The sequence below is a fragment of the Microbacterium sp. oral taxon 186 str. F0373 genome (assembly GCF_000411455.1).
GTDB lineage: Bacteria > Actinomycetota > Actinomycetes > Actinomycetales > Microbacteriaceae > Microbacterium.
In genome coordinates, this window is record NZ_KE150457.1 from 178,910 (window position 1) to 192,404 (window position 13,495).

General features: G+C 69.3%; 12 protein-coding genes and 1 tRNA gene. 4 read left to right on the forward strand and 9 right to left on the reverse strand.

Translation table 11 applies throughout. The features are described from left to right. Positions 1-80: 80 nt before the first annotated feature. The 3 genes from HMPREF1529_RS00840 to HMPREF1529_RS00850 form a co-directional block, all read right to left on the reverse strand. A complete protein-coding gene (locus HMPREF1529_RS00840) occupies positions 81-920 on the reverse strand; it encodes an LmeA family phospholipid-binding protein (protein WP_005048590.1) in 840 nt (279 codons plus the stop codon). Position 921: 1 nt separating this feature from the next. Then, positions 922-2,589, reverse strand: coding sequence for an arginine--tRNA ligase (locus tag HMPREF1529_RS00845; protein ID WP_005048589.1), 1,668 nt, complete (start codon positions 2,587-2,589; stop codon positions 922-924). 98 nt (positions 2,590-2,687) lie between these two features. Next, a complete protein-coding gene (locus tag HMPREF1529_RS00850) occupies positions 2,688-3,533 on the reverse strand; it encodes a transglutaminase-like domain-containing protein (RefSeq protein WP_016463322.1) in 846 nt (281 codons plus the stop codon). A gap of 159 nt (positions 3,534-3,692) precedes the next feature. Here HMPREF1529_RS00850 and HMPREF1529_RS00855 point away from each other — a divergent pair. Next, positions 3,693-3,765, forward strand: a tRNA-Arg gene (locus HMPREF1529_RS00855). 313 nt (positions 3,766-4,078) lie between these two features. After that, positions 4,079-4,432, forward strand: a complete 354-nt coding sequence (locus HMPREF1529_RS15785) for a hypothetical protein (RefSeq protein ID WP_157533846.1) — start codon at positions 4,079-4,081, stop codon at positions 4,430-4,432. 517 nt (positions 4,433-4,949) lie between these two features. Here HMPREF1529_RS15785 and HMPREF1529_RS00865 read toward each other — a convergent pair. Both HMPREF1529_RS00865 and HMPREF1529_RS00870 read right to left on the reverse strand, forming a co-directional pair. After that, positions 4,950-5,702, reverse strand: a complete 753-nt coding sequence (locus HMPREF1529_RS00865; RefSeq protein WP_005048418.1) for an SDR family NAD(P)-dependent oxidoreductase — start codon at positions 5,700-5,702, stop codon at positions 4,950-4,952. Positions 5,703-5,810: 108 nt separating this feature from the next. Then, complete coding sequence (locus HMPREF1529_RS00870; protein ID WP_036282589.1) at positions 5,811-7,076, reverse strand: LCP family protein; 1,266 nt, start codon at positions 7,074-7,076, stop codon at positions 5,811-5,813. A gap of 127 nt (positions 7,077-7,203) precedes the next feature. Between HMPREF1529_RS00870 and HMPREF1529_RS16015 the strand changes: the two genes are divergently transcribed. Both HMPREF1529_RS16015 and HMPREF1529_RS00875 read left to right on the forward strand, forming a co-directional pair. Continuing rightward, positions 7,204-7,365, forward strand: coding sequence for a hypothetical protein (locus tag HMPREF1529_RS16015; protein ID WP_016463325.1), 162 nt, complete (start codon positions 7,204-7,206; stop codon positions 7,363-7,365). A 58-nt stretch (positions 7,366-7,423) separates the two neighbouring features. Further along, entirely contained in the window at positions 7,424-9,535 is a 2,112-nt protein-coding gene (locus HMPREF1529_RS00875) for a bifunctional lysylphosphatidylglycerol flippase/synthetase MprF (protein WP_016463326.1), read from the forward strand. Positions 9,536-9,559: 24 nt separating this feature from the next. Here HMPREF1529_RS00875 and HMPREF1529_RS00880 read toward each other — a convergent pair whose 3' ends face one another. Genes HMPREF1529_RS00880 through HMPREF1529_RS00895 form a run of 4 tightly spaced genes read right to left on the reverse strand, consistent with a single transcriptional unit; the run spans position 9,560 to position 13,345 of the window. Next, the gene (locus HMPREF1529_RS00880; RefSeq protein ID WP_016463327.1) at positions 9,560-10,402 is read right to left on the reverse strand and encodes a CPBP family intramembrane glutamic endopeptidase; all 843 of its coding nucleotides are present in this window, start codon (positions 10,400-10,402) and stop codon (positions 9,560-9,562) included. Then, positions 10,399-11,697, reverse strand: a complete 1,299-nt coding sequence (locus tag HMPREF1529_RS00885; protein WP_016463328.1) for an MFS transporter — start codon at positions 11,695-11,697, stop codon at positions 10,399-10,401. The genes HMPREF1529_RS00880 and HMPREF1529_RS00885 overlap by 4 nt, the downstream gene beginning before the upstream one ends. After that, positions 11,694-12,440 carry a tRNA (guanosine(46)-N7)-methyltransferase TrmB gene (gene trmB / locus HMPREF1529_RS00890; RefSeq protein WP_016463329.1) on the reverse strand — a complete coding sequence of 249 codons (747 nt, stop codon included), beginning with the start codon at positions 12,438-12,440 and terminating at the stop codon, positions 11,694-11,696. The genes HMPREF1529_RS00885 and trmB overlap by 4 nt, the downstream gene beginning before the upstream one ends. A 56-nt stretch (positions 12,441-12,496) precedes the next feature. Continuing rightward, positions 12,497-13,345, reverse strand: coding sequence for a DUF3097 family protein (locus tag HMPREF1529_RS00895; RefSeq protein ID WP_016463330.1), 849 nt, complete (start codon positions 13,343-13,345; stop codon positions 12,497-12,499). Positions 13,346-13,495: the final 150 nt, after the last annotated feature.

Below are 13,495 nucleotides of genomic sequence, written 5' to 3' on the forward strand. Positions count from 1 at the left end.
TCACGCCCGGCAGTCCTAGAAGTCTAGGGCACCCCCGCATACCGGCCCGCGTATGTGACGCGTCGATGGGAGAGGCTCCCTCAGCCGCACGTCCCCTTCTGCTGCAGCGCCGCATCCACGGTGATCCGCGGATCGACGGCGATGTCTGCGACCACCTGCGCGCCGTCCACGCGCACGCCCGACAGCGTGAGCCCCACCGGCAGGTACTGTTTCACACACACATCCCAGTCGCGCACGACCGTTCGCGCCAACGCTCCGAACTGGTCGATGAGCACATCGGCCGATACTTCGGCCCCCGAGACACGAAGGGTCCGCGGGGTGAGCACCAGGTCACCGCCGGACGCGGTGGGAGTGAGGCTCACGCCCACCGGCACCGACAGGGCGAAGAGCTTGAGCTCGGTGGACATCACGATGTCGGGGGCCTCGAGCGTCACGGCATCCGCGGGGAAGCCGTCGACGGTGCCGAGGAGCGTGCGCACCTGTTCCTGATCGAGACGCACGGTCGCGGACGCACTCTGCAACGGGGAATCACCGCGGATCGGCACACCCGCGGCATGCACCTCCACGTCGCCGGTCAGCGCGCCGAGGCTCACATCGGGGGCCGACACCGTCACGTCGTCGAGGCGTCCGCCGATCAGCTGCGGGATCACCTGACCGCGCACATCCACGTCGACGTGCTGGTCGGCGGGGATATCCAGGCGAGAGGCGACCTGGTCGCGAATCGTGCGCTCCACGATGCCGCGGGCGATGTACTCTCCGGCGAACCACGCGCCGACCGCCAGCACCACGACCGCGAGCACCGCGATCAGCCAGGGCCAGCGGCGGCTGCGCCGTCGCGGGGCGGATGCCGCGGCATCCGTCGACAGCACCCACCGCGCAGAGGGGTCGGGAAGCGGCTGCGTGGGGTGCTGGTCGTTCACGTCACATCCGCTCCGGTGCGCTCACTCCGAGCATGTCCAGGCCGTTGCGGAGCACCTGTCCGGTGGCGTCGTTGAGCCAGAGGCGCGTGCGGTGCAGCTCGGTGACCGGCTCGTCACCCAGCGGCGTGACGCGGCAGGTGTCGTACCACCGGTGGTACAGGCTCGCGAGCTCCTCGAGGTAGCGCGCGACGCGGTGCGGCTCGCGCACCTCGGCGGCGTAGGCCACGATGCGCGGGAACTCCTGCAGGGCGCCGAGCAGCGCCGACTCGCTCTCGTGGTCCAGCAGCTCGGGCGCGAAGACGCTGCGGTCCACGCCCGAGTCCGCCGCGTTGCGCGCGACGTTGTGCGTGCGGGCGTGCGCGTACTGCACGTAGAAGACGGGGTTGTCGTTCGTGCGCTTGGTGAGGATCTCGGGATCGAGCGTGAGCGGCGAGTCGGCGGGGTAGCGCGCCAGCGAGTAGCGCAGCGCGTCGGTGCCGAGCCAGTCGCGGAGGTCGTCGAGCTCGATGATGTTGCCGGCACGCTTGGACAGGCGGGCGCCGTTGACCGACACGAGCTGACCGATGAGCACCTCGATGTCCTTCTCGGGGTCGTCGCCGGCGGCACCGGCGAGGGCCTTGAGGCGGTGGACGTAGCCGTGGTGGTCGGCGCCGAGCAGATAGATCTTGTGCGCGAAGCCGCGGTCGCTCTTGTTGAGGTAGTACGCGGCGTCGGCAGCGAAGTAGGTGTACTCGCCGTTGGAGCGGCGGATGACACGATCCTTGTCGTCGCCGAAGTCGGTCGTGCGCACCCAGATGGCGTCGTCCTGCTCGAACACGTGGCCCTGCGCGCGCAGACGGTCGACGGCCTCGTCGACGAGGCTGGGCTCGCCGTTCGGGCCGTGGGCGTGGAGTGTGCGCTCGCTGAAGAAGACGTCGAAGTGCACGTTGAACTTCTCCAGCGACGCCTGCAGATCGGCGAGCTGCAGGGCGTAGGCGCGGTCGCGCGCCTGCACCAACTGCTCGTCGTCGGAGAGATCGAGGATGCCGGGCAGCTCGGCGAGCACGCGGCTGGCGAGGTCGCCGATGTACGAGCCCGGGTAGCCGTCCTCGGGCGTCGGCTCGCCCTTGATCGCGGCGAGGACGGAACGTCCGAAGCGGTCCATCTGCGCGCCCGCGTCGTTGATGTAGAACTCGCGCACGAGCGTCGCACCGCTGGCCAGCAGCACGCGGGCGATCGCGTCGCCGAGCGCTGCCCACCGGGTGTGCCCGATGTGCATGGGACCGGTGGGGTTGGCGCTGACGAACTCGAGGTTGATGCTCTGTCCGCGCTGGGTGTCGTTGGTGCCGTAGGCCGCGCCTGCCTCGACGATGGTCTTGGCGAGGGCGCCGGCCGCTCCCGCTTCGAGGCGGATGTTGATGAACCCCGGCCCGGCGACCTCGACGCTGGCGACGCCGTCGGTCGCGGCGAGCGCGTCGGCGATCTCCTGCGCGAACTCGCGCGGGTTCACCCCGACGACCTTGCCGAGCTTCAGGGCGGCGTTGGACGCCCAGTCGCCGTGGTCACGGTTGCGCGGGCGCTCCAGGGGGAAATCGGCCGCGGTCAGACCGGCGCTCGAGCCGGGACGTCGTGCCTCGGCGAGCGGGGCGATGACGGCGAGGAGGGCGGCGGCGAGGGCATCGGGATTCATAGCCCGTCAAGTCTACGGGCGCCCGCTGTCCCCCACCTGCGTGCGCACCTCGGCATCCGCGCCGCCGCGCGCGCCGGCCCGGCGGCCACCGGTCAGGGTCAGGCGAGCTGGATGAGCTCGGCGAAGTCGTCGAGGGCGGGGTCGGATGCCGCCGCGGCGGCATCCTGCGCCTGAACGTCGGCCGCATCGTCGGGCAGGACGCACGCGTCGACGCGCATGCGCTGCAGGCCCACATAGCCGCCGTGGTAGCTGAGGAAGGCGCAGTCGGCGGCGTCGCGACCTGTGGCGATGCGCACGAGCGAGCGGCGGTTGGCGAGCCGGGTCGCGTCGATGACGTACCAGCTGCCGTCGAGGTAGGCCTCGGCCACGGCGTGGAAGTCCATGGGGCGAAGGCCGGGGGCGAAGCACGCGGCGTAGCGGGCAGGCATGTCCATCGCGCGCAGCAGCGCGATGACGACATGCGCGTAGTCGCGGCAGACACCCTGGCCGGTCATGAGAGTGGTGACAGCCGAGTCGGTGCCCTGACTCAGCCCCGGCGTGTACGTCGTGCTGGAGGCGACGAACTCGCTGACCGCGGTGATGAGCTCGAGCCCCTGCAGGCCGCGGAACTGCCGGCGTGCTTGCGAGAACACCTCGTCGGACTGGCAGTAGCGGCTGGGGCGGAGGTAGGTGATGGCTTCGAGGTCACTCGTGGTGCGCTGCGCGACCTGTCCGTCGATGAGGGCTTCATAGCGCACCTCGAGGCGGCCGGCCTCGCCGAGCAGGCGGTGCAGGCGACTGCCGGACTGGTCGATGATCTCGGTGGGCGTGTAGACGCGATCGCCTTGCGTGAACGTCAGTTCCTCCCGCAGAACGGGTGCCGGTTGGGCCGCGGCGATCTGGAAGATGAGGTCGACGGAAGCCCCGAGATCGAGGTCCAGTTCGGCGGTCACGAGGCGTTGCACCGGAGTATCCTCGCACGCCCAGAAGTCCGCTGCGTAGACGCGTGTTTCGGCCCTCCAGGCGGATGCCGCGGCCCGCCCTGTTCGCTTATTCCTCGAGGCCGCTCGTGCAGCCGTCCGCGGCGGTCGCGACTCGCCGTCGGTGATACTCTCGATCGGTACGCCTCCGTAGCTCAGGGGATAGAGCGTTGGTTTCCGGTACCAAAGGTCGCAGGTTCGATTCCTGTCGGGGGCACTTACAAAGACGCGTGTTGCGACCCTGTCACCCTTCACGGGTCTTCGTGTCCCGCAGGGGTGCGCTGCGCAGCCCGCTTCGTCCCGGCCATGGGCGTCCGCCGATCGATTCAGATGCGCAATCATCAGGCGCGTTCGTCCCACCTCTCCCAGCCTTTGGACACTTCTGGTGCAGTGGACTCCGACGGAAGGTGGATGCGTCCTCTCACGAATTTGGGAAGCCTGGGTAGCGCAAGAACTCGATACGTGCCCGACGGGCAGATAGGAAGTGAGATGCGTTACATCACCAATATGCGACTGCGGTTGCTGGGACGGTGGCCTTGATTGCGGCTCCCCTCATCGTGGGCGCGCCCGCGGTCGCGGACGACGATGTCGCGCCGTCGGAGGCGCCATTTGTCGCAGCACAGCAAAACCTCGGACTTTCCGATGTTGATGCGGCGCAACTGCACCCTGGGATCTCGGTGTCCGCAGACCGACGCGGTGCCGCCGTTTCGCTGGGCGATTTCGAAGTGACGGTCGCACCGGAGACTGACCAGCAGACGAGCACGACCGTACTGGCAGACGGAGCACGTCTGATGAGCTTGTTGGTGGAAGGCCAGACTTCTACCAACTTCCGAGTAGACGTGCCTGAGAACGTCTCTACTGGAACATGTACGGGTATCAGATGAAGACGATCCAAGGTGTCACGGCGTCTACGCTGGCGGCTGCGCTGGCGGGCGGTTGCGCGGGAGCGAGCAAGATCCCGAGTGTCGGCGGAATAATCTCAGCCCTGTGCGGATTCATCGGCGCTCCGACTCTCGGATCAATCTGGGGCGCTATTCAGAACATCCTGTCGAATCCAAACATCGACAACTTCACCTGCTATCAGACCAAGGTCGTCCCCATCGGGTCGGGGCCGCATCCGACGGGAGGGGGAGACTGTGCGTAGTTCGACGCTCATTGGCACTTGGTGGCCCGGCATCCTCATCATCGCCTCGATCATCCTCGCCATCAGCACACCGATTAACCCGTGGTTGATCGGTGCGGTCACGGGAGTCACGATTGTGATCGTCTTCGCGATCTCCGCGCTGCGGAGAAGCAGCGAACGGAGGCGGGCTGCACAAGGGCGGCAGACTCACTAGCAGGAGAACCACGGGATCGATCGCCGTGACCGAACTGGGCGCGCACTTGTCCGCCGGCGAACGCTCAGATCGTCGACCACCCGCCGTCGCTCGGCAGGATCACGCCGTTGATATTGGCTGACTGATCGCTCAGCAGCCACACGATCGCCGACGCGAGCTGCTCGGCTGTCGCGACGGGGGTCATCAGCGCCTGCATGATCGGGCCGATCCGTCCCGCGGCGTACTCGCTCTTTATCGGCGCTTCGATATTCGTGGCGACAGCACCGGGGGCCACGGCATTCGCGCGGATACCCTGCGGTCCGTAGAAGAACGCCACGCTCTTCGTGAACCCGGCCAGCGCATGCTTCGACGACGTGTACGCGGCACCCGACGCCGACGCCCGCAGCGACGCCTCCGAAGCGACGTTGACGATCGAACCTCTGCCGCGGGCGATCATGCCGGGAAGCACCGCCCGGGTCAGCCGCATCGGCGCCGTGAGGTTCACCCGAAACACCCGGTCCCACGTCTCGTCGTCCACCTCCGCCGGCGGCAGGAAGGCGTCCATGATGCCGGCCACGTTCGCCAACCCGTCGACCGTCGGGCCTGCGGCATCCATGATCTGCTCGATCGTCGCGGCGTCGGCGATGTCGCCCGCCACCATCACCATCCGCTCGTCCGAGGCCTCTGCGCGCAGTGCGTCGAGCCGTTCGGCGGAGATGTCGGCGCCGATCACGCGAGCACCCTCGCGATGCAAGCGCACCGCGGTCGCCCGACCGATGCCCGATCCCGCCCCCGTCACGATGATCGTCTGTCCCGTGAATCCCGACGCCTGTTCCATGGCTGCTCCTTCGCATGCAACGGCAGCGGCCGGATCGTCGCTGTCATCTCGACGGTACGCCGATCAGGACGGCACCGGGAGGGCGTGCGGCTATGGATCTGCCGCGCGTCAGTTCACGCAGGGCACCGCACCCGAGACCATCGGCTGCTGCGAGTTGGTGTAGCTCTGCGAGGTCGGCGAACCCGATGGCGACGGCGACGAGCCGTCTCCCCCATCGGAGGGAGAGCGCGGCGCGTCGGTCGCGGCGTCGTTGGGGGCGTCGGTCGGCGCGGCGGTCGCCGACGGCGGGTTGAGCAGGTCGCGCACGATGCCGGCGATCTTGTCCTGGTCGACGATGTTGACGCTCTCGCCGTCGATCGTGCCGAACCGCTCGACCGGCAGCGTCTGGAAGGTGATGTCACCGCCGGCGAGGCGCTGCGCGGTGCTCGCGAGGCTCAGCAGGTCGAAGCCCTGATCGATCGCCACGTACTGCTTCGCCGTGTCGATGAGCGAGCGCATCGCCCCGAAGTCCGTGAACGTCTGCGCACTCTTGAGCTTGACCGCGAGCGAGATCATGAACGCCTGCTGCCGGCGCGTGCGGTCGAGGTCGGTGAGATCGACGTTCTCGTACTGCGTGTCGCGACGCTGCCGCACGAACGCCATCGCCTGCGCGGCATCGATCTGCTGCATCCCCGCGGCGAAGTTCGCGCCCGAGAACGTGTCGGCCGTCGCCTGGTTGAGGCACACCGTGATCGGCTGCACCGCCTGTGCGACGCGATAGAACGCTGCCATCGTCACTTCGACGAAGTGGTCGATGCGCACGCCGCCGAGAAACGACGAGACGGTCTGGATCTGCGCCTGCCGCGCGGCGTCGCGGGCTCGCTGATACGCCGTCGCATCGTCGGTGCCGTTGCCGGTCAGCTCGTCGTACGTGGCCTGGAACGTGCGGCCGTAGTCCTCTTTGATCTTGCCCTTCGTGACCCCGTCGGGCGCGTTCGCGTAGTCGACGTAGTCGTCCCTCGGGATCGAGATGCCGACCGCCTTGCCGCCGTTGGCCGAGATGTGGATGAACATCAGCACGTTCGTGTTGTAGCCGCCGACGCTCTCATCCTCCGCGTGGATCGCGTCGTAGATCTCCTGCGGGAAGGGCTTGCCGTCCTGATCGACGCGACTGTCGAGTCCCATCACCAGGATGTTGACCTCTCCCGTGTTCTGCGCGACCCCGGGGCTGGCCGACGGCATCGCGATGTCGGAGCGGTGGATGCCGTTGAGGTCGGAAGCCACGACGGCCACCACTGCGATGACGGCGGCGGCGAGCACGGCGAGAATTCCCACGGTCACCCGGCGGCGCCGGATCTGCACGCGGCGTGAGACGGGACGAGACGTTCGAGACACCGACAGATCGTGTCAGAGGCAACCTATCGCCCCGGTGTGAGAGGCCTGGGAGGATCATCCTCCCGAAGGATGCCGATGCACCCGCGGCACGATGTGGAGCCCACCCTGCGGTTCGTAGCGTCGAGACATGACCACCTCGAGCCTCACCCGTTCCTCGTCCTCCGTCCGCGCCGCCATCCTCTCGGTGCTCGGAAGCATGGTGGCGATCGGCGTCATCGCCATCGGCCTGCTCGTCGTTCCCGTCGCAGCCCTCCTCGTCTTCGGTCCCGCTCTGCTGGCTCGCTTCTGAGCGTTCGGCGACCGCCCGGAGACGACGCGGTGACCGTCGCTGCCGGTACGGTGAAGGCATGACGGAGACAGCGCCTGCCGCCTCCCCCGCAGGCGCAGATCAGCTCGCGACGACGCGGGCCCACGCTCTCGTGCGTCTCGTGCGCCATCTGCCGGCCACGCTGCTCACCGTGGCCGCCGTGTTCATCGTCGGCCTCCTTTCGCAGGGCCTGTGGTCGCCCTTCGACGAAAGCGCAGGCATGGACACGTGGGCGTACGGTCTGCCCGCGCTCGAAGCCGGTCGATGGTGGACGCCGATCACCGGCACGTTCTTCGTCGCTGAGCCCTGGCTGTTCCTGCCGACCCTGATCGGATTCGTCGGGATGGGTGTGCTCGAGTACGCCCGCGGCACCCGGGTGGCCCTCGCGTACTTCTGGGTCGGCCAGATCGTCGCCGTCCTGGCGACATCGCTGCTGTTGGCCGCGCTCAGCGTCTTCTCCGGCTGGGAGTGGGTGCAAGACACCGCCACCACGCTCGATGTCGGTGCCAGCGGCGGCACCTTCGCATGCATCGCCGCCGTGATCGGTCTGCTCGCCTCGCCGTGGCGGCTGCGGGCATGGCTCGTGCTCATCGCGGTCGTCATCGTCGGCGTCCTCGTGCTGGGAACCATGGCGGACCTCTCCCACCTCATCGCCGTGCTCGTCGTGCTCGCGTTCGATCGGACCCTGCGACCGCGTCGCGCCACCATCCGCGAGCAGCGCCTGATCGCCTTCATCGGCATGCTCGCCTTCGTCGGCATCGAAGTGATCCTGACGCTCATCCCTACCTACGGCCCGTTCGGGACCACCGACCCGCTCTCCAGCGACTGGACGACGACGGCCATCGACGTCGTCGTGGTGCTCGTGATCGCACAGGGCCTCCGGCGCGCGCGGCGCTGGGCGTGGATCTGCGCTCTCGTTCTGCTGGCGCTGAACATCCTGGCCGCGGCGCTGCTCGCGGTCATCGTCACGCTGGACGTGCGTCTCGACCTCGGCGTCCCCGTCGACGGCGAGACGGCGATCGAGATCGGCAGCGGCCTGATCGCGCTCGTGCTGCTCGTCTATCTGATCGTGGTGCGCGCCGCGTTCTCCGGCGCCCGACGCAGCGCGCTCGGGGCGCCAGGCGCGCAGCCGAGCACCGCCGAGGTCGCCGACCTCATCCGCACGCACGGCGGCGGCACGCTGTCGTGGATGACGACATGGGAGGGCAACAGCTACCTGCGCACGAGCACCGGCGTCGTCGCGTATCAGATCCGCGCCGGGGCGGCGATCGCCCTCGCCGACCCGCTCGGGCCCGAAGAGGGACGGGCCGCCTCTGTGGCCGAGTTCATCGCGGCATCCGAGGAAGCGGCCCTCATCCCGTGCTTCTTCAGCGCGGGAGCCGCCACGCAGGCGGCCGTGCCGGACTCGTGGCGCGCGCTCGTCGTCGCGGACGACACGATCGTCGACCTGCCGGGTCTGGCCTACACCGGCAAGCGGTGGAACTCGGTGCGCACCACCCTCAACCGGGCCAGCCGCGAGGAGATGGCCTTCCGCTTGACGCACCTGCGCGACGAGTCGTGGGGCGTGCGCACGCAGCTGCAGGCGATCTCGAACCAGTGGGTCGGCGAGAAGCAGCTGCCCGAGATGCGCTTCACGCTGGGAACGCTCGCCGAAGCGGACGATCCCGAGGTGCGCATCGCGCTCGCCCTCGACGCGCGCGGCGATGTGCACGGCTTCCTGTCGTGGATGCCGGTGTACGGCGAAGGCGTCGTGCGCGGCTGGACGCTTGACCTGATGCGCCGCCGCGAGCACGGGTTCGGGCCGGTGATGGAGTATCTGATCGGCAGCTCGGCCCTAGCCTTCCGGGACGAGGGCGCCGAGTTCATGTCGCTGTCGGGCGCGCCGCTCACCCACGAGTACCCGCCCGAGGCCCAGGGGCTGGCGGCGCTGAGCACACGACTGTCCGACGCGCTCGAACCGGTGTACGGATTCCAGTCGCTGCACCGCTTCAAGCACAAGTTCCACCCACGCTACGAGACCATGTCGCTGCTGTTCCGCGACGAGGCCGACCTGCCGCGGATCGGGGCGGGACTCACGCGCGCGTTCCTGCCCTCCGCGACGACGCGGCAGTTCGCCAGCGCCGGTCTGGAGCTCCTGCGCGGCGAGCGCTGAGCGTCGACCGATGCTGCGGCGCGTTCAGGGCGCCACGAGGAAGAACGCGTCCAGCAGCCCCGGGTTGTGGGCGTGGACGAGCACCGCGAACACGACGGCGTCGAAGAGCAGGTGGACGGTGACGACGTAGCCGAGCGAGCGGGTCTTGAGGAAGATGACCGCCTGCAGCAGAGCGAACGGAATCGTCAGCACCGGTCCCCATGCACGGTAGCCGAGCTCCCACAGGAACGAGACGAACACGACCGCCTGCAGCAGGGTGGCCGCGGCATCCGGGAGATGACGGCGCAGCAGCGCGAACACCGTGCAGATGAAGAAGAGCTCGTCCCAGATGCCCACGGCACCGACGCCGACGAACAGCCGGCCGATGAGGTCGGGGCTGTCCACCACCGGCCAGTTGCGGTACACGCCCGAGGTGATGAAGTAGAACGGCAGGATCAGCCAGCCGAGCACGAGCACGGCGGCGAGCCATCCCCACTGCCAGCCGCGCCAGTGTCCCCCGCCCCGCCACGGGAATCGGATCGCCCGATCGCGGTACACCCACCGCGAGACGGCGTAGGGCAGCGCGACCGCACCGCCCAGCGCGAGGGTGAATCGCAGCATCGAGAGGGTGTCGAGCTTCGCCTCCAGCGAGATCGAGCTCACCACGAGCATGCCCATCGCGATGAGCGACAGGTCGCGCGCGAGCGACGGTGCGGATGCCGCGACCCGCCGCCGCTCGAGGACGACGGCTGCCCCCACCCCGATGACCAGCAGCGCGATGCCGAGCAGCGGCTGCAGCAGAACGAAGAACGCGGGCGCGGCCAGGCACACCGCCGCCGCGGGAAGGACGCCCACCCCGAGCCGCCGCGTGTCGACGACCTCTCTCACGGCGGGCCCTCCCCGTCATCGTCGAGAGGGTGAGCGATCTCGTCCTGCGGCATGCGCGCGATCCACAGCACGATCAGCGACAGTACGAAGGGAACGAGCCCCGCCACGATGAAGATGACGGGGATCGCGACGACGGCGGACAGGGGTCCGGCAAGCGCCATGGAGATGGGCATGAGCGCGAGGGAGACGAAGAAGTCCAGGCTCGAGATGCGCCCGAGCATGTGGCGCGGCACCCTGAGCTGCAGGAGCGTCCCCCAGATGACGTTGCCGTAGCTGAAGCCGAAGCCGCACGCGAAGCCGCTCACCGCCATCAGCCAGTACTCGTGTGTGAGGCCGATGATCACGAACGGCAGGGTGCTGAGGCCCCAGACGAGGGTCATCGTGGTGAGGTAGTGCCGCGGCATCCGCAGCGACGAGACGACGACCGATCCCACCACCCCGCCGGCGCCGAAGCACGCCAGCAGGAAGCCGAACAGACGCGGATCGGCACCGAAGCGCTCTCGTGTGACGAACGGCAACAGCACCTCCTCGGGACCCATCGTCACGAGCACCCAGATCGTCGCGAACAGCAGCGTCCACAGCAGCCACGGGGTGCGGATCGTGAAGAGCACGGCTTCGACGAGGTCGTGACGGATGCTCCGGACCGATACGGCGCCATCGGACGTGTCGGCGGGGGCGGGAGCCGGTTCGGGGCGGAGGAACAGCAGCAGCACGAGCGCGGCCGCGTGGGCGAGGAGCACGGCGACGGCGGCCTGGCTCGGGATCAGCGCGGCGAGCAGAAGTCCCGCCATCGCGGGGCCGGCGGCCTGCTGCAGGGCGGGACGTACCGCGCCTTCGAGCCCGTTCGCCGGCAGCAGGTGCTCGGCCGGAAGTATGCGCGGAAGGATCGCGCTGTAGGAGGGAAAGAAGAAGCCCGCCCCGGCGCCGAGCACGAGCGAGACGATCGTGAGGTGGACGATCGTGAGGGTGCCGAACTGGCCCACCACGACGACCGAGCCGACGGCGAGGACATTCGCCGTCTCCACGGCACGCAGGATCACCCGGCGCGGCAGGCGGTCGGCGGCGATACCTCCCGGGATCGCACAGGCGAGAAGACCGATCGCGTTCGCGGCGGCGACGAGGGACAGCTGCACGGGATCGTCGTCGATGCGGATGACCGCGTAGACCATGACGACGGCCCACATCCCGGCCGCCGAGATCGACAGCACGACTGCGCCGAACAAAATGCGGAAGTCACGGTGCGCCAGAGGCCGCACGGCCCGCCAGCGATCGCGGGCGGGGGGCGCCGCGCTCACGCGCCCGAGTCCACGCGCGGTAGGCGGCGGTAGACGAGGTCGCGGATCTCGCGGCCCTTCGCGAGACCCTTGCGCTCGAACGCCGTCATCACGCGGCCCCCGAACCGCTCGGCCCACTCACCGTCGAACGCGGGCGCGAACGCGTCGACGCCGGCGAGGACCTCGCGCATCTGCAGGGCGTACTCCTGCCAGTCGGTCGCCAACCGCAGCCGTCCCCCGTCACGCAGCGCCCGCGCGGCGAGCGGCGGGAACGGCGGCGCGATCAGGCGACGCTTGTTGTGCTTCGCCTTGTGCCACGGGTCGGGGAAGAAGATCCACAGCTCATCCACGCTCGCCGCCGGCAGCAGGTGCTCGAGCACCTCGGGAGCATTGGCCTCGACGAGACGGAGGTTGCGGATGCCGGCGCGGTCGGCGTCGAGCATGGTGCGCGCCAGCCCCGCGCGGAACACCTCCACCGCGAGGAAATCACGCTCGGGCGCGGCGGCAGCGGCGTGGACGATCGCATGACCCTGACCCGATCCGATCTCGACGGTCAGGGGCGCCGTGCGCCCGAACACCTCGGCGGGCACGATCGAGGTCCCCGGAAGGATGCTGGTGGCCGCGGCATCCCGCTGCACGTCGATGACGTACTGCGGTGACAGCTCCGCCCACGCGCGCTCCTGCGCGTCGCTCATCCGGCCGCTGCGGCGCACGAACGAGACGGGCTTGTCGCGGAAACGGGGAGCATCTCTCTCGTGCGGCACCCGACCAGGCTACCGGCGGGCACGCTGATTGCGGCGGTGACGACCGAGCGACGGGCTCAGGCGGTGACGAAGTCGATGAGCTCTTCGACACGGCCCAGCAGCGCCGGATCGAGGTCGCGGTAGCTGTGCACGGCTCCGAGGATGCGCTGCCACGTACGGGCGATGTCGGCTTGATCGTGCGCGGGCCAGCCGAGAGCGCGGCTGACACCCACCTTCCACTCGATACCGCGGGGCACGTCGGGCCAGGCCGCGATGCCGAGCGCGCGCGGCGTCACGCACTGCCACACGTCGATGTGCGGGTGACCGACGATCCGCACGTGAGCGCCGTGGGGGCCCCGGGCGACCGCGTCGGCGATGCGCGACTCCTTCGAGCCGGGCACGAGGTGATCGACGAGCACGCCGTAGCGCCGTCCCGGCCCGGGCGGCTCCTCGCGCAGCACGTCTTCGAGCAGGTCGACGCCCTGGAGGTATTCGACCACGACCCGTTCGACGCGAAGATCATCGCCCCACACCTTCTCGACGAGCTCGGCGTCGTGGCGTCCCTCCACGAGGATCCGCGAGGCGCGGGCCACGCGGGCGCGAGCGGTCTCGGCGGCGAACGATCCGGAGGCGGTGCGGCGCGGGCCGGATGCCGCGGCCTTCGGCGCCTCCAGGACGACCGCCTGCCCGTCGATGAGGAAGCCTCCCCCCAGGGGGAACAGGCGGCGGCGGCCGAGGCGGTCCTCCAGCTCGACGTGACCGGACTGGATGCCGGTGACGGCACCGCAGAAGCCGTCACCGGCGATCTCCACCACGAGCTCCGGCGTGGCTGCGACGCGCGGCACCGCGCGGCGGCCCGCGTCTCGCCACCCCGCCGCCAGCACATCTGCGCCGTAGCGATCGGCACCGAATCCGTCGTTGTTCATGGTTCCTCCGAACGCGACACCATACCGGCCCGCATCGGTGCCGACGCAGGGACAGGCCGGGGAGGGCAAGACCCACGGCATCCCCGCAGGCCGCCTATCGGGTCATGCCGTTCGCGACATAGGATCGGCGTGAGGAGCGAGGATCCCGCA

Bases quoted from the DNA above. Each gene is read 5' to 3' on its own strand.
- HMPREF1529_RS00845 (WP_005048589.1), bottom strand. From the start codon at position 2,589: ATGAATCCCGATGCCCTCGCCGCCGCCCTCCTCGCCGTCATCGCCCCG.
- HMPREF1529_RS00865 (WP_005048418.1), bottom strand. From the start codon at position 5,702: ATGGAACAGGCGTCGGGATTCACGGGACAGACGATCATCGTGACGGGG.
- HMPREF1529_RS16015 (WP_016463325.1), top strand. From the start codon at position 7,204: ATGACCACCTCGAGCCTCACCCGTTCCTCGTCCTCCGTCCGCGCCGCC.
- HMPREF1529_RS00875 (WP_016463326.1), top strand. From the start codon at position 7,424: ATGACGGAGACAGCGCCTGCCGCCTCCCCCGCAGGCGCAGATCAGCTC.
- HMPREF1529_RS00895 (WP_016463330.1), bottom strand. From the start codon at position 13,345: ATGAACAACGACGGATTCGGTGCCGATCGCTACGGCGCAGATGTGCTG.